Source organism: Allorhodopirellula solitaria (assembly GCF_007859855.1).
Classification (GTDB): domain Bacteria; phylum Planctomycetota; class Planctomycetia; order Pirellulales; family Pirellulaceae; genus Rhodopirellula; species Rhodopirellula solitaria.
Genome location: NZ_SJPK01000021.1, coordinates 1 through 24,327 on the forward strand (window position 1 = coordinate 1; position 24,327 = coordinate 24,327).

General features: G+C 57.1%; 17 protein-coding genes. 4 read left to right on the top strand and 13 right to left on the bottom strand.

The annotated features are described in order from the left end of the window. Positions 1-322: 322 nt before the first annotated feature. From CA85_RS22250 to CA85_RS22280, 7 genes are all read right to left on the bottom strand, one after another. Positions 323-1,195: a glycosyltransferase gene (locus CA85_RS22250; RefSeq protein WP_146393565.1), complete on the bottom strand. Its 873-nt coding sequence runs from the start codon at positions 1,193-1,195 to the stop codon at positions 323-325. A 578-nt stretch (positions 1,196-1,773) separates the two neighbouring features. Then, complete coding sequence (locus tag CA85_RS22255) at positions 1,774-2,832, bottom strand: glycosyltransferase family A protein (protein WP_146393566.1); 1,059 nt, start codon at positions 2,830-2,832, stop codon at positions 1,774-1,776. Positions 2,833-4,175: 1,343 nt separating this feature from the next. Further along, positions 4,176-5,378: a glycosyltransferase gene (locus CA85_RS22260; protein ID WP_146393567.1), complete on the bottom strand. Its 1,203-nt coding sequence runs from the start codon at positions 5,376-5,378 to the stop codon at positions 4,176-4,178. Next, positions 5,368-6,156, bottom strand: a complete 789-nt coding sequence (locus tag CA85_RS22265) for an SAM-dependent methyltransferase (protein WP_146393568.1) — start codon at positions 6,154-6,156, stop codon at positions 5,368-5,370. Before CA85_RS22265 ends, CA85_RS22260 begins: the two co-directional genes overlap by 11 nt. Before the next feature lie 139 nt (positions 6,157-6,295). After that, positions 6,296-7,564, bottom strand: a complete 1,269-nt coding sequence (locus CA85_RS22270) for an ABC transporter ATP-binding protein (protein ID WP_146393569.1) — start codon at positions 7,562-7,564, stop codon at positions 6,296-6,298. A gap of 25 nt (positions 7,565-7,589) precedes the next feature. Then, positions 7,590-7,946 (bottom strand): four helix bundle protein, encoded by a 357-nt coding sequence (locus CA85_RS22275; protein WP_146393570.1) that lies wholly within the window; start codon positions 7,944-7,946, stop codon positions 7,590-7,592. A gap of 142 nt (positions 7,947-8,088) precedes the next feature. Next, positions 8,089-8,976 (bottom strand): ABC transporter permease, encoded by an 888-nt coding sequence (locus CA85_RS22280; RefSeq protein WP_146393571.1) that lies wholly within the window; start codon positions 8,974-8,976, stop codon positions 8,089-8,091. 657 nt (positions 8,977-9,633) lie between these two features. Between CA85_RS22280 and CA85_RS22285 the strand changes: the two genes are divergently transcribed. Next, on the top strand, positions 9,634-9,861 hold the full coding sequence (locus CA85_RS22285) for a hypothetical protein (protein ID WP_146393572.1): 228 nt from the start codon (positions 9,634-9,636) through the stop codon (positions 9,859-9,861). A 608-nt stretch (positions 9,862-10,469) separates the two neighbouring features. Here the strand turns inward: CA85_RS22285 and CA85_RS22290 are convergent. The 5 genes from CA85_RS22290 to CA85_RS22310 form a co-directional block, all read right to left on the bottom strand. Continuing rightward, on the bottom strand, positions 10,470-11,135 hold the full coding sequence (locus CA85_RS22290; RefSeq protein WP_146393573.1) for a hypothetical protein: 666 nt from the start codon (positions 11,133-11,135) through the stop codon (positions 10,470-10,472). Positions 11,136-11,539: 404 nt separating this feature from the next. Then, positions 11,540-12,790, bottom strand: a complete 1,251-nt coding sequence (locus CA85_RS22295; RefSeq protein WP_186775139.1) for a TIGR03087 family PEP-CTERM/XrtA system glycosyltransferase — start codon at positions 12,788-12,790, stop codon at positions 11,540-11,542. An 851-nt stretch (positions 12,791-13,641) separates the two neighbouring features. Further along, on the bottom strand, positions 13,642-14,529 hold the full coding sequence (locus CA85_RS22300) for an XrtA system polysaccharide deacetylase (RefSeq protein ID WP_246113073.1): 888 nt from the start codon (positions 14,527-14,529) through the stop codon (positions 13,642-13,644). Positions 14,530-15,187: 658 nt separating this feature from the next. Continuing rightward, on the bottom strand, positions 15,188-16,180 hold the full coding sequence (locus CA85_RS22305; protein WP_146393575.1) for a sugar transferase: 993 nt from the start codon (positions 16,178-16,180) through the stop codon (positions 15,188-15,190). Between the two features lie 122 nt (positions 16,181-16,302). Then, positions 16,303-16,983: an exosortase-associated EpsI family protein gene (locus tag CA85_RS22310; RefSeq protein ID WP_146393576.1), complete on the bottom strand. Its 681-nt coding sequence runs from the start codon at positions 16,981-16,983 to the stop codon at positions 16,303-16,305. Positions 16,984-17,398: 415 nt separating this feature from the next. On the opposite strand from CA85_RS22310, the gene CA85_RS22315 reads away from it, so the two are divergent. The 3 genes from CA85_RS22315 to CA85_RS22325 are packed head-to-tail and all read left to right on the top strand — an operon-like array spanning position 17,399 to position 23,491. Then, complete coding sequence (locus CA85_RS22315; RefSeq protein ID WP_146393577.1) at positions 17,399-18,196, top strand: CerR family C-terminal domain-containing protein; 798 nt, start codon at positions 17,399-17,401, stop codon at positions 18,194-18,196. Continuing rightward, the gene (locus CA85_RS22320) at positions 18,186-20,225 is read left to right on the top strand and encodes an efflux RND transporter periplasmic adaptor subunit (RefSeq protein ID WP_146393593.1); all 2,040 of its coding nucleotides are present in this window, start codon (positions 18,186-18,188) and stop codon (positions 20,223-20,225) included. Before CA85_RS22315 ends, CA85_RS22320 begins: the two co-directional genes overlap by 11 nt. After that, positions 20,222-23,491, top strand: a complete 3,270-nt coding sequence (locus CA85_RS22325; RefSeq protein ID WP_146393578.1) for an efflux RND transporter permease subunit — start codon at positions 20,222-20,224, stop codon at positions 23,489-23,491. The genes CA85_RS22320 and CA85_RS22325 overlap by 4 nt, the downstream gene beginning before the upstream one ends. On the opposite strand, the gene CA85_RS22330 is transcribed toward CA85_RS22325, so the two are convergent. Beyond that, positions 23,468-24,235: a pyridoxine 5'-phosphate synthase gene (locus tag CA85_RS22330; RefSeq protein WP_146393579.1), complete on the bottom strand. Its 768-nt coding sequence runs from the start codon at positions 24,233-24,235 to the stop codon at positions 23,468-23,470. The genes CA85_RS22325 and CA85_RS22330 overlap by 24 nt on opposite strands. Between the last annotated feature and the right edge of the window lie 92 nt (positions 24,236-24,327).

Sequence of the window (24,327 nt, forward strand, 5' to 3'; positions counted from 1 at the left end):
TCAATCCATCAAGTCAGCCGCAAGAGGCTTTCGTTCCTTCGCCAACTACCGACTCAGGATTCTGTTTTACTGCGGCAAACTCGATCTGATGCCGGAAAATACGTGCCACTAAATTCCGAGAAGAACCCACGAGAAAACAATTTCGCCAATTCATGCTTACTCTCTAAGTACCAATAGCAGCGATTCGACACAAAAAAACCGCACGCCTAATGGCCGAAAATGCCTCAACAACTATGACAATCTCTATCGCAAAACATCTCGATAATCTTCCCGCTCCGATTACCACTAGCACACTCAGCCTCGTCCCCAAATAGAAGGACAATTATGATCTTCCAATCAAGCACTTCGCGATTTGTTTATAAATGCTAAGGTCGCGCGGACACACCATCGCCGCTTTCGAATACCAGTGAATGGCACGCGAACGAGAAAATGGCATAGCATGCCAGGCTGAACATCTCCAAGCTGTCGCACGCGCTCGGGCTGCAGCAGCGTCACCCAGAGCCTTTCCACGCTCGGACTGGATCGCCCGTTCGACAACTATTCGACGACCTAGACACATCTTGTCCTGGTCATTCGACATCGATTGTGCATGCCAACGATACAAGGTGAGTGGCTCTGGCACGCATTTGGCCATGCCACCACGTGCAGCAAACCGAAGCCACAAATCCCAGTCTTCGCACACGTGTAAGCTTTCGTCAAACCCCCCCAATCTCTCAAAACAGGCCTTGCGCATTATCACACTTGCAACGGTAATAAAGTTGTTGTACAGAAGTGGCTCGAAGATATCGCCCTCATGATGGCGAACCGCATCAGACTGAATTTTCGACACCCGGCTGAGATCGCCAAAGTTCTCGCGATCAGTATATACTAGCTCTGTTTTAAGATCTGCGGCGCTGAGCTGCTTTCGTAATTTCGACGGACGCCAACAGTCGTCTGCATCGAGGAAGGCAATCCATTCGCCGCCAGCGAGCTTCGCACCATTATTCCGGGCTTTAACGTGCCCACCATTGCGTTGCCGAATCACCCGAACTCGATCACCATAACCAGCTAGAATCGCGCCCGTGGAGTCATTCGATCCATCGTCAATTACAATAACCTCGAATTCAACATCCTCTTGGCTCAAAACGGAGTCGACTGCCTGGGCGATGAACTCTTCACCATTGTAGACAGGAATCAAAACACTTACATCAATCATAATCGGTCCCTATTCTGATTTCTAGGATTCAGAAAGCCACGAGAGCGGGGCATCAATATATATCTCTGGCTCTAAAAACATGTGGACACCTGGCACCAACTAGCAGTCCTAGATACATGTGGTCGCCCATTCCCAAAGCGCACTCCCTACGCCCGCCTTCGACGGCAGACGGATCATCACGCTGATTGTTGCTCGACGATGCACTAGGAAACCTATGGCGAACACACGTGGAGCTACTTGTGCCCCGGGCCCCCAACGTCCCGGTTTGCTAGCAACGCCTTTACAGTGCAAAAACAAAAAATACGCTGATTCTGAACCGTCTGCCCGTTTCAGCTGAAGATGCGTCCGGCTAGAGCGCCCTCATTCGGCCAAAACACGGAATTAGCAAACTCAGAATTTGCTAAGCAATTTACTACTCGTGAATAATCTGACGTCCTAAAATCTGCGATGAACAAACTAACGCACAGCAGAGATGCCTCACATGTCATTGAGGCAAAGGTCACAAAAACGACTAAAAACACACATAATAGAATATCGCAGCATCAGTAGCGACTGAGCCCCAAGATATATCGCTCCACCTAACAGACACTTCGCTTGAAGAAACGGCGTGACTTCTGAATTGCTTTGATGACACCGCCGGGAAATTGAGCCATAATCCGCCATTTCATAGGTGGCGAAACCAAATGAGAATCCGCAATAGTACGATACAATTTACGGGCTTCTCTACACTCCCCATCAGCAACCAACACACGAGCAAGATGCAGGCGACCTGCAAGCAGCCTGTTCGACAAGCACGTCCGTTGAGAGTCGGAGATGTGGACCTGCTCAAGAATTCCTTCAAGTGCGTTGCACCTCCCCCGAAGGCGAGCGTACAGATGGGCATCGGACGACGAAAGATTGTTATCGTGCCGCCGAATACTAGATAGCACCTGATCGCAAAAAGCGAATCTGTACTTCTCTGATAGACGCACTAGCATTTCCCAGTCTTGCCCGGACGGGACTGCCTCATTATGCAACCCCACAGCGTCATAACTGGACTTTCGTACCATTGTCGATGGCATCGCACACAAGCTTCTATTTAATGTCGCATCAAAAAAAGCATCTGAGTCTAATACCTGCCAATCCCCCCTGGACTCGAAGGATATTTTTTTGACGCCTTCTGTTATCGGATGCCTTTCGCTAAGGACCGATCCGTCGCAGAATAGCCTCGCATGGCCAAAAGCGACTCCAATATCTGGGTTTGCCTCTAGAAACGCAGAGAGAGTTTTGCAGCATTCTTTCTCAAGTACGTCGTCGGAGTCAAGAATCAGTATGTATTGACCTTTAGCGCGCTCGATAGCCCAGTTCAAAGCAGATGACTTGCCTTTGTTCTGACTAAAGCGATGTGTATGTATTGCAGAATATGACTCTAAAATCTCCGCGGTTCGATCGGTGGATCCATCGTCAACAGCTATAACCTCGATCCCGTTGATTGACTGATGCAATGCAGAATCAATGGCTTCTGAAACATAGGGATCACTGTTAAAACAGGGTAGAATAATGGATACCAACACTTCGCCGTACTCGCAGTTGGCTATTCTGTGATTCACAGGACTGCACATAACAACTCCCTTTTTCGCGCCAGATTCGGCCGCCATTCAATCTGTGCTCGACGAACAACTATAGAGTAAATGGATTGGCTATCCTGTTGCCGACGTGCGCAAAACGCATGCCTTAGTTGTGAAGAAAACTTAGTCAATTGTATTGAAAACGAGTACTTCGTATCATATGAAATATAGTCTCGCAGCTTACTCAGAAACTGCGAGACAGACAATAGAACCACGATCTTATGAACCGGTAGCTGGGCTGTTGCAGAGAGACCGTGAGCTTCGCAATCATTTGGTGACACAAACCAACTGGGCGTTTCAGGCCGCGTTGGCACACGCCTGACGGACACATGAGATTGCCTCGCTGAATGGCATTGTGCGACGAGCGTCCAGTAGCTAAGCGAGTGTTGAATGCAGGATGCGTTACAGAACGCTTCAATGTGTTCAATCGTCCTCAACTCTGCTTCTCGTAGATCGGAGAATGCTGGGAACTTGATCCAAGCACGTTCAAAAACAACAATATTGGTATCGCCACAGATTTGCTGGTGTACCACGCCGTGCGACTCATCGAGCACTCGAATGGGAGCGACCGAAGCGTGCTTTAATAATTGCCTACCTGGGCCCAAAATACATCTGCGATTAGCACAGAAATCATTCGTGCTACGGTAAAGAAATCGATGCATACTGGGGATGAGATCTTGGTGCTCGTGGATCCCGCCGAACTTCACTCGGCTACTTCACGGATCAACTCGTTTCATTCTTTTGGATTTCACGTTCCATTTGAACGCATTGCAGCTCTCAACGTAGGCAAACATTCTTGGCCTCCAACTCGATGAGCGACTCGTCTTCTGTTGACGGTGTCTGCGACCTCGCTAGTATTCGGTGGAAAGAACGCAAAGTGGCAGCACCGACGCCCAACGATTCCGATGCGGCATTGAACGAGAAATCTTGTTTGATAATCAGGACCACTGCATGCTGTGGTGAACGCCCGTGGCTACTTCTGGCTCATCCGACGGAAGCGTGCGCGGAGCACAGGGGAATGTTTTTCTAGGCATAGCTCTAGTATCCAATAATCTTACAAAAATGCGTCCCTGACAAACGAATGCCCGCCAGGGACCGGCAACACCCTTGACGTACCATCGACCGGGATATCCCTTGCCAAGTTGCACCTCTGCAGAGCTCGGCTCCGTTTCTCCCGGCAGATCCAGTCTAACACCCACTATCACCTCCGACAAATCAGTCATTGGATACTGGAGCCATGCCTCCAAAACCCCCAGCGCACGCTTCCGTCGGATGAGCCTACTTCTTCTGTTTTTCTAATGCCGTAGGTCATTTGAGGAGACTGTAAATTTTTTCTCAGGTTCGCCAGCCGTGGGCTAACGCGTACAGTCTGGCTATTCATTACTGCGATTCAAGCTGGAAGGAAACTCGCGATCGATTTCGTTACGCACGACGTCCATATCGCGTCGCTCGGCGGCAGCTTCGAGTATCCGTTCGAGTCGGTTGATGCTGTGTTCCATTGTGTAGCAATTTGCAATATGGGCGGCAGCCTTTCGTCCAAGCTTGCCTGCTAAATCAGCCGATTGAGCGAGCGATTGCATGTGCGCGGCCATCCCATCTATATCGCCCTCGTCTACAAGCAATCCAGTTTCTCCGTCAACAACCACGTCAGGAATTCCCGCGTGCCGAGTCGCAACTACTGGCAGGCCACTTGCTCCTGCCTCGAGAACAGCGTTCGGTGTCCCCTCACTATCCCCTGACTTTGCCGTGACAGAGTGCTGGACGAAAGCACGGGCCGTTCTCATCTTCTCATTGACGACGTGGTGTGGCTGCTCCCCCAGGAAGTCAACTGCGTGGGTAATTTCAAGTTCAGCAGCTAACTCGCGGCAGCTATTCAGCAGGATACCATCGCCTATCATTATTAAGCGAGAATCCGGGAAACGTTGAACTACCTGACTGAAGGCTAGCAACGTATTTTGCGGTGCCTTCTTCTCGACAAAGCGGCCGACCGCAATAAACCGTCGTTCAGCTTCTTGTGGAGTGGCCCCGGAGAATTGGTCTAACGAAACGCCATATGGATTGTAGATCAGCTTGTTTCTCGGACATCCAAGCTTGAGCAACTGGGATTCCATGGCTCGTGACACGGCTATCACCGCTGCCGCAGCCTGAAACATTTGATGATAGGAAGCCGCGTACTCTTCAAGCACCGCACGCTTGCTCGCGTCATACCCGTGAAAATGCGCGATAAATGGAACATCCAGCTTCTCGCATGCGTTTTGGATTTTAACAGCGGTCATGCCGTACTCGGCGAGAACAACACTTGCTTTAGAAGCCTTGAAAGCCGAAGTCAAACCGAGCTGAATCTCCTCGTTCCAATCCGCGTTCGTGAGAATCCGTTTGATTTTACGCAGGGCGCGCGGCGCAATAGCTTGCGATAGAACGGGGCGACCGTTGAGGTACGGAATAGAAGCGCGGAAGTCGAGCACGTCATTAACAGACGAGACTCTCGATGCGTGCGCATCGATGAAGGTTTCTGAGACCCCAAATGCGCTCGGTCGTACGAGGCAGACTTTGATGGCGCGTGATTTATTTGACATCAACTCCAAGTCGCTCCTTTACGTAACAGCGACGTTCCTTTACGCCAACCGGCTCTTGAGACATCCCAGAGAGATGGCGCATCTTTCGACGCAATCGCTGATTAACAGTTAGCTTGCGCTGATGCGATTTGACCTTAGGCGAGTACTGCGGGCACCGCTCTATCACAACATGCAAATAGTCATTTGTTTGCCAAATCGATTTCATGCTGTAGTGCACAAGGGTCGCGTCCAAATCGCGAGCTAGCGACATGACATCACTAACCTCTACTGTCTCGTCAACTATCTGCAATCCTTCCGGCTTACACTCCTTCAGGTAACTTTGATGCAGCGAACTTGGTGTTGTCAGAATCAGCATTCCATCGGGTGTTAACGACGACGCAAGTACCCTATTGAAATCCGGCCACTTCTCACGCGGTATATGCTCATATACATCAACCAGAACAATGGCATCGAACGGGCCATCTTCTGGCGAGCATTCCATATCAGAAACCGCCAGAGAGACGCGATCACCGGAAAAGAGTTTACGGCCAATTTCAATTGATTTTGGACTAATGTCGACGCCCAGCACTTCGAAACCCGTTAGCTTTTGAGCAAATAGATAAGACGCTGATCCGATTCCACAACCAACATCCAATATCTTGCCGTTTCGACCATGAAGGTGAGTTGTGACAAGATCAATTGCTGCGGACACGCGAGCGTTTCCATTCACGAAATCACGTAGCATTCGTTCGCTGTGCGCATCGTAAAAAGCAGCAATCGACTTCTTTTCAATTTCCAAAGGTACTCTCCAAATTGTTCTCGTTAAAGCACTGATTCAGAGGACGGCGCACCGCCGGCTTCTGAGAAGCATGCCAATACTTCAAATGCAATGCGAAGTTCTTGTTATCAGAGATGCCGGGGGCCGTGCGTTCTTAAAATCATTTCTGTGCCGCTGCAATCGAATCGGCTTCGAAGTGCCAGTTCCCACGCCAAAAGAGATTCCCCCAGCTTTTGGGTACAGCGAAACCGCAGTTAAAAGGGTCTGTATCGTCGATAGTAATGTCAAAGAAATTAGCTGCCTTTGCGAGGTCGTGATTAAGCGTACCAAGCCATATTGAAACAGTATAGTTTCCGGGAGAAAGTGGCAGATGGCCTAGGTCACAAGTCAATTTCCAGGTGTTGGAGCATCCCCCGGATGATTGTCGCTGAAATTTCGAACTGCCACCGACAACCGGCGCATTACTTTTATCGTAGATAATGAAACCGCAAGAGGGATTCTCTATTGGATCAGGCGTTTGGAATTGCAGCTTGAAGGAAAGAGCCTCCTCACATTTGCGATGTATCTCTCGCTCTTCGCTCGACACTACGAAAACCTGTTTTTCGCCACAGCGGACGCTGTGACCACTAATTTTCGTGCGGGAACCTGAAAGATACTCTTCGATTGAGTCTGAAACGGTACCCGATGCTTGAATGGCTCCTTTGCTTAGTACGATGGCACGTGAACAGAGAGTCCCTATCGCCGCGAGATTGTGACTTACAAAAATCACGGTGCGGCCAGACGATGAAACGTCCTGCATTTTCCGAAGACACTTTTCTTGAAAGTCAAAGTCACCTACTGCCAACACTTCGTCGACAATGAGAATTTCGGGCTCTAGGTGCGCCGCAACGGCAAAGGCCAATCGCACTTGCATCCCACTGCTATAGCGCTTTGTCGGCGTATCTAAAAACTTCTCAACGCCAGAAAAATCGACGATTTCATCAAACTTGCGATCAATCTCGCGCTTGGTCATGCCCAGAATCGTGCCGTTCATGTAGATATTGTCGCGACCAGATAACTCGGGGTGAAACCCAGTCCCTACCTCGAGCAGGCTGCTGACTCGGCCCCGGATGACAGCCCGGCCGCTGGTGGGTTCGGTGATCCGGCTGAGCACTTTCAAGAGCGTACTTTTGCCCGCCCCATTGCGACCAATAATCCCAACCACGTCACCTTGGTTGATTTCGAACGAGACGTCCTTGAGCGCCCACAGTGTGTCGTCCTCACCACCCTCCGCATCCGTGATGGAATGAGAACGAAGGTGACGGAAGTTTCGCCACGGCGCCATCAGGATATTTTTCGCCGCACCCGTGATCGTATCGGGAACTTCCTCCTTATGACCGAGACGGTAGGCCTTGGAGAGATTTTCGACGGAGATAACGGGGTGGGACATTTTTTTAGTGGCTAGTGGCTAGTGGCTAGTGGCTAGCTTTTTTGGCGCGGTGGTGGCGGATGAGGGCGGCTAACATTTTGCTGAGTTGATAGGCTTCGTCGGCCCACTGTTTTGCGGAGGTGCGATCGAGGAAGCCGGCTTCGATGCCGATGAGGATCTGGGTGCGGAGCTCGCCGGCAGAGCCTTTCGCAATCGTGAGAAAGCGGGCGATCTCGGCATCGCTGTCTCGCTCATAGCCTTCCGCAATATTTGATGGGATCGAAAGGCCACTGCGTGTCATCTGGTCGCGGAAACCAAAATCGCGAAGCTCTTTCGTTTCCCGATAGAGCGTCACCGATAACCGCGCCGATCGCTTCCAAACATCCAATTCGTCATAAGACATTTTTCGAAATAGTGGCTAGGAGCTTGTTGGTAGGCTTCGGCGACGGATTCTGACGCCATTCCTGGGGCTCACACCCCAGACTGAGTTCTGCCGCCACCTCATGGCTATCGCTAGCCACTAGCAACTAACAACTAGCCACTCCCTAAGCTACGTCGGCGAATACTTTTTCTTTGCTGCGGAAGAATGCGAGACCGGTTAACATCAGAACACTTGCCGATGCGGTGCCGACGGCGAGCAGGCTCCATGGGATCGGCTGGCTGCCGAGCAACGCGCTGCGATAGCCCTCGATCACACCGACCATGGGATTGAGAGCGTAGAGGAGCTGAAATTTCTCCGGTATCAGGCTGGTGGGATAGACGACTGGCGAAGCATACATGCCTAACTGGATCAGAAACGTCATCGCATGCTTGACGTCGCGGTACTGGACAGCGAGCGCCGTCAGCCAAACGCTGACACCGCTGGCGGTGACGACCATCAGCACGATCAGCAAGGGTAAGATCAAGATTTCGGGGCCGGGCAAATGCTGATAGTAGATCATCAGCAATACCATCATGACCGCGGCGATCCCGAAGTCCACAAGCTTGGCGACGACAGCGGATAGCGGCAGCAGCAACCGCGGAAAGTAAATCTTCCGCAGCATATTGGCTTCGCTGACCAAACTGGCCACACCGTCGCTGATCGCGTTGCTGAAATACGTCCAAGGCAGCAAGGCGGCTAAGCTAAACAGGGCATAGGGCACACCGTCGGAGTCGATCTTCGCGAGGCGGCCAAAGACGATTGTGAACAGGACCATCGAGAACAGCGGCTGGATCACTGCCCAGCCGATGCCGATTGCCGACTGCGCGTAGCGGACCTTGATTTGCCGCCAAATTAGAAATCGAAACAGATCGCGGTAGGCGACGAGTTCCTTCCAATCGAAGAGTTGCAGGCCCTTGCGTGCTTCGATAATCGTCACGTGCTCGGGCTCGCTACCTGCTGGGCGTGAGGCCCCCGCGGCGACAGATTCGGTCGTATCGGCGATGGTGCTCATGAGCGAGAGGTTGGCATTGCGTGAAGTATGCGGGGCAAGCGTGTGATTCGGTGTGGCTGCATCGGGGCTACGTAAGACGAGAGCGGCTTTCCGTCAATGCTGGCAGGCAGTACGGCTTGCGGAGGTGAAAGGCGGACGCTGCCAGCTTGGAAAGCTGGGCGACTTTATCGCTTGGCTCTCCGAGCCGACTTTGCTGGGTGCTATTGAGCGTATTGTTCGCTGGTCTCGCTGCGGGTTCATGCGAGGTGTGACGGAGGGCTGATTGCTTGAGACCATCGGCGAATCCAGAGCACGATTCATCCTTCGACGGGGTAACCGACGCCCGATCGCTGCCAGCTTGGAAAGCTGGGCGACTTTGTCGCTCGGCTCTCCGAGCCGATTGCGTTCGATCTTCGTAATTTTCTATTCAAAGTGTCGATCAATTCGATTCGCCCTGCAGTCGGCGCGGACTTCGTCCACTTGGGTGACGCATCGGCGTCCCATGGCGGAGAGTTTTGCAACGCCAAAGTGGCGAATGTTGCTAGAACGTACAAGCAAGCGATTTGTTCTCGCGAAGAATCGCCACAGCGTCGTTTGCTCACGGAAATCGGCGAGGGAACACCCCCAGTCGAACTCGACAGAAAGGGTACCGGCTACCTCTCATGCGCCTAGGGAGCGTTGGACACTTTATTGGATGTCGAAGTACTTGGTTGGAGCCAGGAGGAGGGCTGGCAGGACTGCGGCGTGATTGCGGCCGCGTGCGGCGTGAAGACCGTACGCGAACACGGCCGGCGCGGAGACTTTGTTGCTCGGTTCTCCGAACCGAGTGCGTACGGCCGGCCCGATGATTTTTCTGCCGCGTTGTGGGGTGCGTTTCTGCGGGCTCGCGGCACGACCGACGCCTGATCGCGATCAGCTCGGAGAGCTGGGCGACTTTGTCGCTCGGTTCTCCGAACCGATTGCGTACGATCCGGCCCGATGGTTTTTCTGCTGCGTTGTGGGGTGACGCTTCCGCGGGCTCGCGGGACGGCCGACGCCTGAGCGCGGTCAGCTCGGAGAGCTGAGCGACTTTGTCACTCGGTTCTCCGAACCGATTGCGTACGATCCGGCCCGATGTTTTTTCTGCCGCGTTGTGGGGTGCGTTTCTGCGGGCTCGCGGCACGGCCGACGCCTGAGCGCGATCAGCTCGGAGAGCTGAGCGACTTTGTCGCTCGGTTCTCCGAACCGATTGCGTACGATCCGGCCCGATGGTTTTTTTGCCGCGTTGTGGGGTGACGCTTCCGCGGGCTTGCGGGACGGCCGACGCCTGAGCGCGATCAGCTCGGAGAGCTGAGCGACTTTGTCGCTCGGTTCTCCGAATCGATTGCGTACGGCCGGCCCGATGGTTTTTTTGCCGCGTTGTGGGGTGCGTTTCTGCGGGCTCGCGGGACGGCCGACGCCTGAACGCGGTCAGCTCGGAGAGCTGAGCGACTTTGTCGCTCGGTTCTCCGAACCGAGTGCGTCGGACACACTTCCTAGAACCGCCCGTTTGACCTGTGATAAACAAAGCTTCCTTCTTTGAGACCGGCTTTCATGGGGTTTTCGTAGATGTACTTCCGCAAATACAACAACTGTTCCGCGCTGCGCACGAGATGATCGAACGGTTCGGGAAACCACAGAACGCCCTTGCGGCCGACCAGCCGATTGATGCGGCGAGCTGAGTATCGCATCCAACCGCCTGGCTGCGTCTTCGCGATCTCCGTGGTCCGGAAAGCGACCAGGCAATGCACATGATTGGGCATGATCACGAAGTCGCCGAGCCAGTAACGATCTGCGTGAAATTTCCTCAGTGAACAAACGACTTCGTTAGCCGCAGTCGGGTTGCCGAGTTGACACTCACCTCGGCACTCATCCAGCAGTGCCTCACGTTGCCGCGAGAACGTTTGATCAAACCGTCGCTGCATGGCTGGACTCAGTTCGCGGTATCCTTCTTTCCAATCGCGTTCGATAGCGATCCCTGCTCGGCGTAGAAAATCAATTCGCTGGCGGTGCCAAACTTCGATTACCGAGGCGGGAATCGAATCGTTCAGCCGCATGGTGAGAACGCAGATCGCGGCGGGCTGGTGCCGGTGCGGCCGACTGCGGTCCCACTGATCGAAGTCCGCGTGCGGGTCGAACAACTCTCCTGGTCGATCGTTCATCTCAGTAGTCTGCATTGCGCCGCTTATGCAGCGGTACCCGCTCGGCTCTCGCCTGGCGGAAATGTGCTATTGTCGCTCGGCTCTCCGAGCCGATTGCGTTTGGAGTGAGTTGAGTGGGGTGAATGGGTGTGCCCAGCCGGCGGGCGAGGAAGGTGGAACGCTCAGGGCGGGGGACTGGGCACTGCGGGAGCTGATAGCAGGGGGAGGTCCGACGCCTGGTCGCAATCAGCTCGGAGAGCTGAGCGACATTGTCGCTCGGTTCTCCGAACCGATTGCGTACGGAGTGAGTTGAGTGGGGTGAATGGGCGTGCCCGACCGGCGGGCGAGCTTAGCTGGAACGCCCGGGGCGGGGGACCGGGCACTGTGGGAGCTGATAGCAGGAGGGGTCCGACGCCTGAACGCGATCAGCTCGGAGAGCTGAGCGACTTTGCCGCAGGCGGATCGGGGATCAGGTCGAGGAACTTGCTCAGACGGGCGGGCCAGGAGTAGTCGCTGACGACGAGCTGGCGGGCGGATTTGCCGATGACGGCTCGCCGGTTTGGCTGGCGAGCGAGTTCCGCGATCGCTGCTTGCCACTGAGCGACGTTGTCGGCAACAAGAAGATGCTGCCCCGAGATCGCGTCAATGCCCTCAGCCGATCGGGTCGTTACCACGACCGGCAACTCACAAGCCATCGCTTCGAGCACTTTGTTCTGGATTCCACGGGCTAGCTTCAGGGGAGATATGGCAACGTCGGCGTGGTGGAGGTGCGGACGCACATCGGGGACCTCCCCGACGACCGTGACCCCGTCGATCGCGGCGAGTGATTGAACACGGGCGTTGGGGCTGCGGCCGACAATTTCCAACTCGACTGGAAACTGCTCGCGGATGCCGGGGAACACATGCTCGCAGAACCAACTGATTCCTTCGACGTTGGGCGGGTACGAGAGCACACCCGTGAACACGAGACGCAAGGCGACTGACGTGCTGCCGGCCTCTTTGGCTGGCGTGGACTGGTCGCCGGGGCAGAAGTATTCAGTGTCGACGCCGTTGCTGATCCCATGCACCGACGCCGCCGGTGCGACGACTTGGCGAAACAACTCCGCTTCGGAATCACTCACCAGCACGATACTGGAGGCCTGCTCGGCGATCCGACGCTCGAGTGCGCGGACGCGTTTGGCTTCGACCGCGTAAACCAGCCGTTTGCCGACGACGGACTCGACGCTCATCTGCGTCCATTTCTCACTATCGACGTCCACGAGATCGACAATCGTCGGCGTCACCCTGAAATCGGGATGGTCGACATAGGGGTACATGCTCGAGCAGAACACGACGACGAAGTCGAATGGATCACGCTGATGCCAATCTCGCACCCGCTTGTGGAGATCGGGCGTGTGGAACATGCCCTCGGTGAGACTCTTGCCCCGAGCGAACGCGGTCGCCGCACGGGCTTTGCGACTCACACCACCCACCGGGCAAACGTGGACCTGCTCGCACATTTCACGAACATGGGATAACTGCTGATCCGAGACTGGCTCATCGGCCGTGCAGGCAAGCGAAACGCGATACTGCGACGCCAGGAAACGAAGCAGATTGTAGGACCGAATCCGGTCGCCACTGGTAGGCGGAAAAGGAAAGCGATGCGTCAGCATCAGCAACCGAGTGGAGGGGTCCATCACCATACTCTACTTCGCATCTCGACAATCCCTAACCTCTTGCCGGTGACACGCTGATTCGAGTAGACCGGACAGGCCCATGCCATTGGTCGTTTGACGCTTCGCAGATCGACTAACGCAGGCAAAACTTGAAAGCGATTCCTTCGAATCGGCGCGGACTTCGTCCGCTTGGGTGACAGCTCGGGGGCTGGCATCCAGGGTGGGTTTGGTGGGAATGGGGCGCTCGCTCTTTTTGGCTCAAACAGAGCCTGACCCTCCCTGCAGGAGGGGAAAACTGGAGCGTGGGTATCTTAACAGTGGGGGCAGGAAGCGGGTAGCTGTTGGCTGCTCGCTTTTAGGTTTCTAACAGCTCGTTTCTAGCTGGCGCCGCCGCTTCGCCGCGGGTGGATCGTTGCGTTTTTTCCCCAGTGGGCGACGCAGTCATGCATTCTTCCTGGCGATTCACGTGCATGGGAGCGGGACACACGCGTGGACGTGCACAAACGTCCTGGGTGCATGATTTTTTTGCTCGAAACGAAATCTTCGACGGTGCTGAGTATCGGTGTTGGGGGTTTGGGCTGGTTGTACGGGGGGACGGTGATCGGTGCCGTGGCCTTCTCGTTGCGAAACGTGGTTTGTTGTGGGAGAAGACGGTTGGGTGAGGCGAGATGGGTGAGGCGCTGGGTGGATGGTGGGTGGTACCCGGGGCCTTACGGCGATTGGCTCATACTTTCGTTTGCGAGGCGGTCTTGGTAACCCGACGCGTGAGCGAGGCGACGAGCCCTGCGTACCAAGGACTCGTCGCCTCGTCCACTACCGATTCGGCTTTACGGCCCTCGGCTCATTTTTCTGTTTCTATCTGTGGCTCGTGGCTAGCGACCGATGGCTTCCTCCATGGTTGCGAAGCGATGGGTTTGCAGGAGGCGGCGGAGTTTTTGTTCGGTGCGGGCGAGGCCGACGTAGTGGCGGAAGCGGGATTTGGCGCCGGCGCCTTGGATGCGGGGTTGATGGGGGTCGATTTCCCAGGGGTGGATGTAGAACATCGCGGGGCGGTTGAGCCGTTCGTGCTGGGTGATCGCGGCGGAGGTGAGCTGGCGGGGGAAGAGGCGGAAATAGCCGCCGCCGATGGGGACGGTGAGGCCGCCGATCTTTGACGCGGTGGGGGGGAACTCGACGAGGTCGCCGTGGGCGGTGGGCAGTGTGTGGATCTCTTTCTTCGCGCCAGGCATGCCGTAGCGATCGTGGCCCGAAATCGGGAAGATGCTGCTGTCGGTCGTGAATCCTTGCTCGGCGAGAATATCGAGTGCCCAGAGCGATCGTTCGACAATCGAGAAGCTGGGGGCTCGGTAGGCCGTCGCTCGGATCCCGCAGGCGTTGTGAATCGCCTCAACCGAGTCGGCGATGTCGCTCGCAAACTGCTCGGGCGTGAGATCGTAGACCAACCGGTGCCAGTAGCCATGCGAGGCGATCTCGTGACCGGACTGGGCGATCCGACTGACGAGGCCAGGATACCGCTCGGCAACCCAACCGAGAATGAAGAAGGTGCCGCGGACTTGACATTGATCAAAAAGCGACAACATCCGGTCCGTGTTGGCTTCGACCCGGCACTCGTAGGTCTCCCAAGTTTTTCGAGAAACGCGGCCCTCAAAGGCGGACACTTGAAAGTAGTCTTCAACATCAACGCTCAATGCGTGACATAGGTCGACCGAAGGAGCGGACGAAGCGGGCGTCAAATGCTGGGGGTCCAAGTTGATCGTCACGCGATTAGCAGAGTGTAGCCAAACGGCTCCGCCCGTTTCGGCTGGCGGGCATCACGCAGGCGGGAAAAGATTTGTGAGCCGATAGCCGCGAGGCCTCGGGTGATGGTCGAATTTTACGCTTTTACAGGCTCATCCGACGGAAGCGTGCGCTGGAGGTTTTGGAGGCATGGCTCCAGTATCCAGTGATTGATTTGTCGGAGGTGATAGTGGATGTTAGACTGGAGCTGCCGGGAGAAACGGAGCCGAGCTCTGCAGAGGTGCTGGCTTGGCGAGGGATATCTCGGTCGACGGTACGCCAATGGTGTTGCCGGTCCCTGGCGGACATTCGTTCGTCAGGGACGCATTTTTGTAAGATTATTGGATACTAGAGCCATGCCTAGAAAACCTTCCCCCTGTGCTCCGCGCACGCTTGCGTCGAATGAGCCAGTTTTTATTGGCGGGCGTTCGCGATGCCTTGCCTCTTTTTGAACGAACGCTTGGTGGGCAAGGAGGGATGAGGCTGGTTTGGCGGTTCCGTTGCGATTCGGCCCTCCCCGGAAAACTCGCTGAAGGCTCGTGTTCCGACCCTCCCAGCTTCGCCGGGAGGGTGAAGTCAGTCGTTCGTTGGTGGCGGGCAGTACCCGGGCGACTTATGGCCCTCGGCTCAGCGAACCTGGGGCTAGCGGGGGTGATTGGGGAGGGAGTGACAGGTGCTGTCGTCGGCTCCAGCGAACTGGAGGCGGGTGGGCATGTCGACCGTGGACTCGGACCGTGAGGCTGCGCGGGCGAGACTGACTTCCGCGAGCTGTTCCTTCCCAGCGGGATCCTGGACACCTTTGGTGAGGTTCGTGCGATCGAGCCGCATCAGGTCCATGACAACACCTCCCTTGATGCCGACCATTCGCAGCGCCGTGGCGACGACCATGCGAACGTCTAACCACAAGCTCGCATTTTCGATGTAGTGCAGATCCAAGATCTGTTTCCGCCGCACGTCGGCGAGCGACTCATCGGGTGGCAGGTTGATCTGGGCAAGCCCCGTCACACCGGGTTTGACGGCGTTGCGGCCGTAGTAGCCGGGGATCTTGGCCGCGAGACCTTCGCAAATCTGCGGCCGCTCTGGACGCGGACCGACCAACGACATGTCGCCACGGGTCACATTCAACAGCTGGGGGAGTTCGTCGAGGTGCAGTTTTCGCAACACACGACCGACCCAATTGACTCGCGAATCACCTTTGACCGACCACTGGGGCTGGCCCGGCTTTTCCGCATCCAAAACCATCGAACGCAGCTTGACGATTTCAAACGGCTTTTCGTTGAGTCCAACACGCACTTGCTTATAGAAACCCGGGCCGTGCGAAGTGGCTCGCACGATCAAGTACAGGGCTAAGATAACAGGCGAAAACAGCACGAGCAGGACAGCACCGACGATGCGGTCAGCGATGTATCGCTTGGAGAAATATTCCAGCGAAGGAGCGTCAGCGGCGGTCTCGCCTTCGTGAGCACGATCGACACGGACCGGAAATACACTGGCACGCCCCTGGTGGCTCTCGTCCGCCGCGAGCTGCGACGAGGGAGCAGGCAACAGTTCGTGCTTGCGAGAAGCAATTGATGAGTCTTCCTGTGCAGCCTGGCCACCATGGCCCTCGGCTGCGTGAAATGAACTCTGCGACATATCGAATATCCTTCCTCTAATGGCGGGTCTTCACCATGCTAACATGGGTGGAATCGACGGCAAGGGGACCGGCCTGTCGAAATATGAAAAAAAGATGAATTACTGCCTAAACGCCGGGAGAGTTACGATGAACCCATCTGCGGGTGGGTCATCGGCAAGAAAACCCGAAGAAACTCTTCGACCGGCCGGCTGGTTTCGTCACCGGCGGGACCGGCGACCTGAATTTTGTATAGATTTTCCGTCAACCAAAAGCGGGGCTGGGGTCTGGCTTCCCACGCCCCACCGTCGCTCCAGCCATACCACACATCGAGGCTGGGGTTGGGATCGGGCTTCACCGCGAACTGGACCGACCACAGCGAATCCATCAGACCAGCGGCCGTAATCTGTTCGGCTTTCCGCTCGCCCGTTTGATTCGTTCCCACCGAGCTGTAGCAAATCTCGGGAGTATGCACGGCGATCGGACCACGGGGGCCGAACAACAACGCCACGTTTACCGCAGCGCCTGTTTTTGCGTTCTCATAGATGCGGACCGTGGATCCGTAGCAACGCAGCAATTCGGCGGCCCCCTCGTCGAGCTCGGTCGTCTCGACCAATCGCCAATCACCGACTTGCTCGGGGAGATCGTCGAGCTTGCTGCCCACGGCCCGCAGGTCGGCGTTAACGGACCAGCGACCGTCGAGGTAACCATGGACCACGCCCGCAAACAGGGTGAGCGTCACCAGGACGGCGGTCGCTGCGATTCGCATCGATCCACGCTGGCGAGATGGCTTGCGAGTGTCTGACGGCTCAAGAGTGGAAGTCATGGTAACTGCATACAAGGAGGCGAGACCAACGCATGGGGGGTCGGCACCCCATCGCGACATAAACAGGAACGATCATCATAGGCAGATGTCACCACGAAATTCTGCGGCGAGCCGACTACGGCACCCGCTTTTCCCTTGCAAGCCATTGGCGGGGTACTAGCGGCATACCGCCCCAGCGGACACTGCCTAGGCGACCTGTCCGTTTAACGGGAGAGCCAGCCCAGCGAGGGGCGTCGGGCACGCCTGACGACGATGCCGCGACTAGGTCTGTAGACTATACCACCGCACCGACGCCAGAAAAACCGAAACATTTGTTTCAAACAGACGTTTAACTTTGGCGGCGTTTTAGTCATGATTGGCGGAGCCGGCGGCTTCTCGCGTTCAACCGCTCGAATTTTCATTCCCAACGTTCTCAATGTCTCGTTCCATCCAATCTCACGCACCGCCGCCGGACCGAGGTCCTGCCGCCAGCGACCCGGCCGATCGCCTGATCGCTGCGGCGGTGCCGGTCTTTGCCCAGCGTGGCTATGACCGCGCGACGGTGCGCGAGATCGCCAAGCAGGCGGACGTCAACGTGGCGGCGGTCAGTTATTACTATGGCGATAAAATGGGACTCTATCGGGCTGTGGTCGCGAGTATTCGTGAGCAGCGGCAGCGCGAGTTCCCGACGCCCGCCTTCGGTGAAACGCCGCCGCGTGAGACGCTGACACGAATCGTACAAACACTGCTCTCGCGAATGCTCGCGGGCGACGAGGAGGGGTTCGAAGCGATGCTGATGATGCGGGAGATGCAGTCGCCCACCCCAGTCCTGGGCGTGCTGATTCGCGAATATTTCCAGCCGCTTTTCGTGGTTTTGTGCCAAACGATCGAAGAGTTGCTCAAGCCCGACCCAGCCTTAGAAAACACCGCCATTTCGTTGGATTCCGGTGACTCAGCTCAGGACGGCGACGTCGTCACGCAGCTGGCGTTGGGTGTGGTGAGCCAGTGTCTCTATTACCGAATCGGTCGACCGGTCTATCAACAGTTGATTGCCGCCGAGACGTTGACGAAGCATTATGACGCTCAGTCGCTGTGCCGTCACATCACCGCATCGACGCTGGCGGCCTGCGGACATTTTGACATTCTCCAGGAACGAGATCGCCTGGAACCAATCCCCCCTCATTCCAATGACGGACGAACTCACATCGAAAGCGACGGTCCTGATGAGCATTGAATCCACCGAACAGACAACAGGAACGGAGCCGGCACCGGGGACGGAGCCGGCTGGAAATCCGTACGCCGAGGAACAGCGAACACGCTCGCCGAAACCGCAGCGGTCAACGCATTCGCCGGCGCCGGGTAACGGCGACGGTTCTGACCAGACGGCTGCGGGTACCGCCGCGGACGAGACGGCCGGCGTGGATCCCACCGAACAGCTGCCGGTGCATCCGAGTCGGGATTTGCCGAAGTGGTTGCTGCTGAACGTCGCGGTTCCGGTGTTGCTGTTGCTCGCCGCCGGTGGGTTGGTTTGGTACCTCGGCAGCGTCGAGTCAGCGGCTCGCCCGCCGATCGATGACACGCCGGTGGGCCGCCTGTTCGCGTTACCGGCGGTGGACGTTGTCCCGGTCCGGTCGTTGGCGAGTACCGGCGAAAAGCTGCACCTGACCGCCGATGGGACGGTGGTTCCGTACCGCGAAGCGAGCTTGGCAACCGAGGTAGCGGGCAGAATCGTCGAAAAATCGCCGTTGTGTGAAGCGGGGAAGTACGTGACCAAGGGGCACGTGCTGATGAAGATTGACCCCACGGACTACGCACTGCAGGTGGAGCAATTGCAGCGAGAACAGCAGCAGGCTTATGAATCGCTCGGCGAGGTCGACCAGGAGATGATCAACACGAATCGATCGATGGAGTTGGCTCGCGCGGATATCGAACTGCTACAACGCGAGGTCGCACGCCGCGACGCATTGCCTGACCAATTCGCCAGCCAGGGTGAACTCGATCAAGCCCGCCGGGCGGTCCTGACGGCCGAACAACAGCTCGTGCTCTATCAGAACCAACTGGAACTCGCTCGCAAGAAGCGTACACGGCTCGAATCATCCGAACGGTTGGCAGCCTTGCAACTCGAGGCGGCCAAAATCAACTTGCAACGAACCGAGATCGTCGCGCCGATGGACGGCGTGATCGTGAGCGAGCAAGCCGAGCTGAATACGTTCGTTTCCCGAGGCAGCCCCGTGGTGACGATCGAGGACACGTCCAAAGTCGAGGTCGCCTCGAAACTCCGCGTCGATCAACTGTACTGGGTCCTCAATCAGAAGGGAGCCGAGCGCGACCCCGCGAGCAGCGCCAGTGAATTGGCTGCCGAGCTTCCCAAACGTGGCTATGAACTGCCGCCGACCTCGGTGATGGTTCGTTATCTGGTCTCGGGTCGCGAAGGGTTGATCTACCAATGGCGGGGCAAACTCAGTGGCTACGACGGAATCGGGCTGGATGAGCAGACGCGGACCGTGCCGGTCCGGATCGTTGTGGAGAACCCGCGTGCCTTTGAGGTAATCCGCGACGGCAAGACGGTCGATATCGAGAACACACCCACCGCCACAGCCGGCCCCACGACGTTGGTGCGTGGGATGTTTGTCTCGCTGCGATTGGAGCTGGATCCAGCTGTGGAGTTGGTCGTGCTGCCGAGTGAGGCGCTCAAGCCGGGAAATCGGGTTTGGCAATTCGTGGCCGACCCCAGCGTGCTAGATCATTCCCTGGTACCGGTGGAGGAAGCGGACGAAGGTGCGTCAGACGCAGGCCGGCCAAGCGAGGGTGAGCCAGCGGAGCAGGCGGGCGATAGTGAACTCGCGGATGCCGCCGCGCCAAGTGACGAGTCGGCAGCGGAAGCGGATCAAGACGGCTCGCCGAGCACTGACCTGGAGGATCCAATGGCCGGCTTTGAGGCCGGTGAGTGGGTCGCCGGCGAGCTGCAGGTGCTGCACGGGATCCGCCCGGTCGACGAGTTCGTGACGACCACCGAGTTCAACATGGCCCAGGACATTGCCACGCCGAGCGAAGACGATCCCGACCGCGGCAAGGCGTGGATATGTGAGATCGCCGACTCCGAACTGCACGATCAAGCCTTCGTCGTCGTCTCGCCCTTGGGCAGCATCAACACGGATGCGTTTCCGGTTCGCGCCCCCGCCAAGGTTGTCTCACCGGAATCCAGTGATGATCAGGCCGACGACGCAGCACCGGCAACCGGCTCGGCAGGAGACGATCAATGAAGCGTGTCCTCTCCTGGGCGATTCACAACGCGCCCGGAATGAACGTTGTGATGTTGGCATTGATCCTCGTCGGTGCGGCTTCGTTCTGGTCGATGCGGCGTGAGGTGTTTCCTGAGTTTGAGTTGGAGGTCGTGATGATCCAGGTGCCCTATCCGGGCGCCACACCTCAGGACACCGAAGAAGCCATCTGTCAGAAGATCGAAGAGGCAATCCGCTCGATCAACGGTATCAAAAAGGTCACGTCGATCGCGATGGAGGGCAGCGGCTATGTGCTCGCTGAGCTTGAATCCGATGTCGGCGATGTCTCCTCGGTGATGGCGGAGATCGACCGCGAAGTCGAGGGCATTCCGAGTTTCCCTGATCTCGCCGAAGACGCCACGGTGGAACAGATCACGTTTCGCGAAACAGCGATCCGCGTCGGCGTGGTCGGGCCGGATGACCGGACCCATCATGGCGAACTCGCGTTGCGAGAGGTGGCCGAGCGGGTTCGCGCCGAGATGCTGCTGTTGCCCACGGTCACGGTCGCCGAGTTGATGGGCACGCGTCCGTACCAAATCGATGTTGAGATCCCTGAAGAGACGCTGCGTTCCTACGGTTTGACGTTGGATCAAGTCGCCGCGATCATCCGGGCCCGCAATATCGAACTGCCCGGTGGTCAATTGAAATCGAGTGGTCAAGAGATCCTGCTGCGAGCCAAGAACAAGGGGCGTATCGGGTCGGAGATCGAAGATTTGCCGCTGATCACGCAGCCCGGTGGTGTGGTTTTAACGGTGGACGACCTCGGTGTCGTTCGCGACGAGTTTGAAGACATCACGGCGACCGGTGAGATCAACGGCGAGCCAGCGATGGTGATCAATGTGCAGCGTACCAAGAGCGAGGATTTGCTCGCGTTGGTTGACGATGTGCGTGACTATGCTGAGAAAGCCAAAGCGGACCTGCCGCCCGGATATCGGCTCGTTTTATGGAACGATACGAGCACGGACGTTCGCGACCGGATCGCGCTGCTGACGCGAAACGGTGCTCAGGGTCTGACGCTGGTCTTTCTCGTGCTCGCGTTTTTCTTGGAGGTCCGCTTGGCGTTCTGGGTCGCCCTGGGGATTCCGATTTCGATCATGGGAGCGGGAGCCGCGCTCGCCTACGGCGACCAGACGCTGAACATGCTGTCGCTGTTTTCGTTTCTGATTGCTCTAGGGATCGTCGTCGATGACGCCATTGTGATCGGGGAGAACATCTACGCGCACCGGCAGATGGGTAAATCTCTGATGGATGCCTCAGTCGATGGGGCGACGGAGGTGCTGCCGAGTGTCGCCGCGTCGATCGCCACCACCGTGCTCGCCTTTTCACCGATGTTCTTTGTCTCGGGGGTGATGGGCAAGTTCATGGCGGTGATCCCGTTTGCCGTGATCGCGATGTTGCTGATCTCGTTGTGGGAGAGCACCTTTGTGCTGCCCTGCCACCTGGCGCATTCCCACCACGGTTTCTTTCGGATGCTAGCGATCGTTACCTATCCGCTGCGGCCGTTCGCGCTGCTGTTGTTTTGGATCAATTCGCACGCCAGCGACGCGATGGAGTGGTTCGCGCGACGCGTCTATGTCCCGACGCTGCATTTTTGTCTTCGCAATCCGGTGCTCCCGATCGCGGTCGCCGTCGGAATGCTCGTGGGCACGATCGGAATGGTGCGTGGCGGGATCGTCAAAAGCGTGCTGTTCCCCAAGACGGACAACAACTACTTGCAGGCGACGGTGGTCTTTCCCAACGGGACCCCAGCATCGGCAACGGATCGAGCGACGCGCCGGATGGAAGAGGCTCTCGTTACCGTCAACAACCAAATCGCCAACGAGCGGGCTGCGGTAGAGAATCGCACGGTTCAAGATATCTACACCAAGGATTCCACCGCCTCGGAATCCGAGAACACCTACATCGGCCCGGTCCGATTGGCCTACCGGGAAGTCGGCTCGATCACGAACACGCAAGGCCCCATGGGCGGACAGAGCGGCGCCGGGAGCAATTCCGGACAGATTTTCGCGGAGCTTCGTGGTCCCGAAATTCGCAACATCAACAGCGACGAATTGATCAATCGATGGCGTCACGAGGTCGGTGAAATTCCCGGCGTGGAGAAGGTCACCTTTGGCAGCGTGGGGACGGGACCGGGGGGCAAACCGATCGAATTCAAACTGCTCGCTGCGAGCGAACACATCGATGAATTGCTCGCTGCAACGGAAACGATGAAAGACCGAGTTGCCAAGTTCGCCGGTGTCTACGACATCTCCGATGACAACACGCCCGGCAAATGGGAGTTTCAATTCAAGGTCAAGGACAGCGCTCTGTCGACGGGCGTGACCCCCACGGACCTCGGCCAAACCGTTCGCAATACCTATTACGGCGCCGAGGTCATGCGTCTGCAGCGCGGCCGTCACGAGGTCAAGTTGATGGTGCGATATCCGCGCGAAGAACGCGCGTCGCTGGTGAATTTCCGCGAGATCCAAGTCAGCGACAACCTCGGCACGCTCCGGCCGATCGGGGAACTCGCCGAAGTCGAATTGCAGCGTGGGTTCTCCGAAATCAATCGTGTCGACCAACAGCGTAGCATCACGATCGCAGCCGATCTCGATGAGACCACGGCCAATGCCGACGTGATCATCGGTGAGCTCAAGGACGACTACCTGCCTGAATTCGCGCGGATGTACCCGAACGTCTCCATCCGCTGGGAAGGCCAACAGGAACAGAGTCGCGAATCGGTCGGCAGCCTCGTGATGGGCTTTGCCGTCGCGGTCCTGTGCATGTTCGTGTTGTTGGTGTTGCAATTCCGCAGCTACGCACAACCGCTACTGATCCTCGCGATTGTTCCCTTCGGCATGATCGGCGCGGTCTGGGGGCACGGCATCCTCGGGCTGCCACTAACGCTGTTCAGCATGTTCGGGCTGGTGGCCCTGGCCGGGGTGGTGGTCAACGATTCGATCGTGCTGATTGACTTCATCAACTCGCGAGTGCGGGCCGGTCGGGCGCCCTTGGAGGCGCTCCTCGAAGCCGGCCAACGCCGGTTCCGCCCCATCCTGCTGACCAGCATGACGACGGTGGCGGGATTGCTCCCGCTACTGTTTGAGAAATCCTTCCAAGCTCAATTGTTAATCCCGATGGCAGCGAGTTTGGCGTTCGGATTGATGCTAGCGACGGTGTTGGTATTGCTGCTCATTCCGGTGCTGTACCTGCTGTATCTGTTGACCCTACAAGCCTTCGGGATTTCATTTGTGGAGGTGCAGGAGTGAGACGCTGTCGAGTAGCCGCCGCATCTCAGCAACAGCTTCCTTCATGCCGACCATCACGGCGCGGCTGACGATACTGTGTCCGATATTGAGTTCCCGCATGCCCGCGATGGCGGCGACGGGACGGACGTTGGCGTAGGTCAGTCCGTGCCCGGCGTGCAGTCGCATGCCGTGATCGACGATCTGCTGGCCGACGGTGCGCAGCCGCTCGAGTTCGACGGCGGTTTGGTCGCGTGAGGCCACATCGTGGCGGTCCGCCGCGACCGCGTAGGGACCGGTGTGCAGTTCGACCGCGTCGACGCCGAGCCGAGCGGCAGCATCGATCTGGGATGGATCAGGATCGAGAAATAGACTCGTTTGAATCCCGGTGTCCGCGATGCGGGCAACTGCGTCACGGATTCGACCTTGATCTCCCGCCACATCGAGCCCCCCTTCGGTCGTCACCTCCTGACGACTCTCGGGGACCAGCAGGGCCCAATCGGGTTTCAATCGGCAACAGATGTCGAGGACCTCATCGGCACAGGCGAGTTCAAAGTTCGTGCGGACACGGACGGTCTGCATGAACAGTTCGACATCGCGATCTTGAATGTGACGACGGTCTTCCCGCAAATGAAACGTGATTCCATCGGCGCCGCCTTGCTCGGCGAGCGCCGCAGCGACGACAGGGTCCGGTTCCGTTGTCCGCCGAGCCTGTCGGACGGTAGCCACGTGGTCGACGTTGACACCGAGGTCGATGAAGTGAAGCATGGGATTCGATTGAGAGAGAGTCATGGCGACGAATTGCGAGCGACAAACTTAGCAATGACGCTCGATCCGTGGTAGTGAGCCAAAGGACGTCA

Excerpts from the sequence above, each read along its gene's own strand:
- CA85_RS22250 (WP_146393565.1), bottom strand. The coding sequence starts at position 1,195 with ATGATTGATGTAAGTGTTTTGATTCCTGTCTACAATGGTGAAGAGTTC.
- CA85_RS22255 (WP_146393566.1), bottom strand. The coding sequence starts at position 2,832 with ATGGCGGCCGAATCTGGCGCGAAAAAGGGAGTTGTTATGTGCAGTCCT.
- CA85_RS22260 (WP_146393567.1), bottom strand. The coding sequence starts at position 5,378 with ATGTCAAATAAATCACGCGCCATCAAAGTCTGCCTCGTACGACCGAGC.
- CA85_RS22270 (WP_146393569.1), bottom strand. The coding sequence starts at position 7,564 with ATGTCCCACCCCGTTATCTCCGTCGAAAATCTCTCCAAGGCCTACCGT.
- CA85_RS22275 (WP_146393570.1), bottom strand. The coding sequence starts at position 7,946 with ATGTCTTATGACGAATTGGATGTTTGGAAGCGATCGGCGCGGTTATCG.
- CA85_RS22280 (WP_146393571.1), bottom strand. The coding sequence starts at position 8,976 with ATGAGCACCATCGCCGATACGACCGAATCTGTCGCCGCGGGGGCCTCA.
- CA85_RS22290 (WP_146393573.1), bottom strand. The coding sequence starts at position 11,135 with ATGAACGATCGACCAGGAGAGTTGTTCGACCCGCACGCGGACTTCGAT.
- CA85_RS22295 (WP_186775139.1), bottom strand. The coding sequence starts at position 12,790 with ATGGACCCCTCCACTCGGTTGCTGATGCTGACGCATCGCTTTCCTTTT.
- CA85_RS22305 (WP_146393575.1), bottom strand. The coding sequence starts at position 16,180 with ATGTCGCAGAGTTCATTTCACGCAGCCGAGGGCCATGGTGGCCAGGCT.
- CA85_RS22310 (WP_146393576.1), bottom strand. The coding sequence starts at position 16,983 with ATGACTTCCACTCTTGAGCCGTCAGACACTCGCAAGCCATCTCGCCAG.
- CA85_RS22315 (WP_146393577.1), top strand. The coding sequence starts at position 17,399 with ATGTCTCGTTCCATCCAATCTCACGCACCGCCGCCGGACCGAGGTCCT.
- CA85_RS22320 (WP_146393593.1), top strand. The coding sequence starts at position 18,186 with ATGAGCATTGAATCCACCGAACAGACAACAGGAACGGAGCCGGCACCG.
- CA85_RS22325 (WP_146393578.1), top strand. The coding sequence starts at position 20,222 with ATGAAGCGTGTCCTCTCCTGGGCGATTCACAACGCGCCCGGAATGAAC.
- CA85_RS22330 (WP_146393579.1), bottom strand. The coding sequence starts at position 24,235 with ATGCTTCACTTCATCGACCTCGGTGTCAACGTCGACCACGTGGCTACC.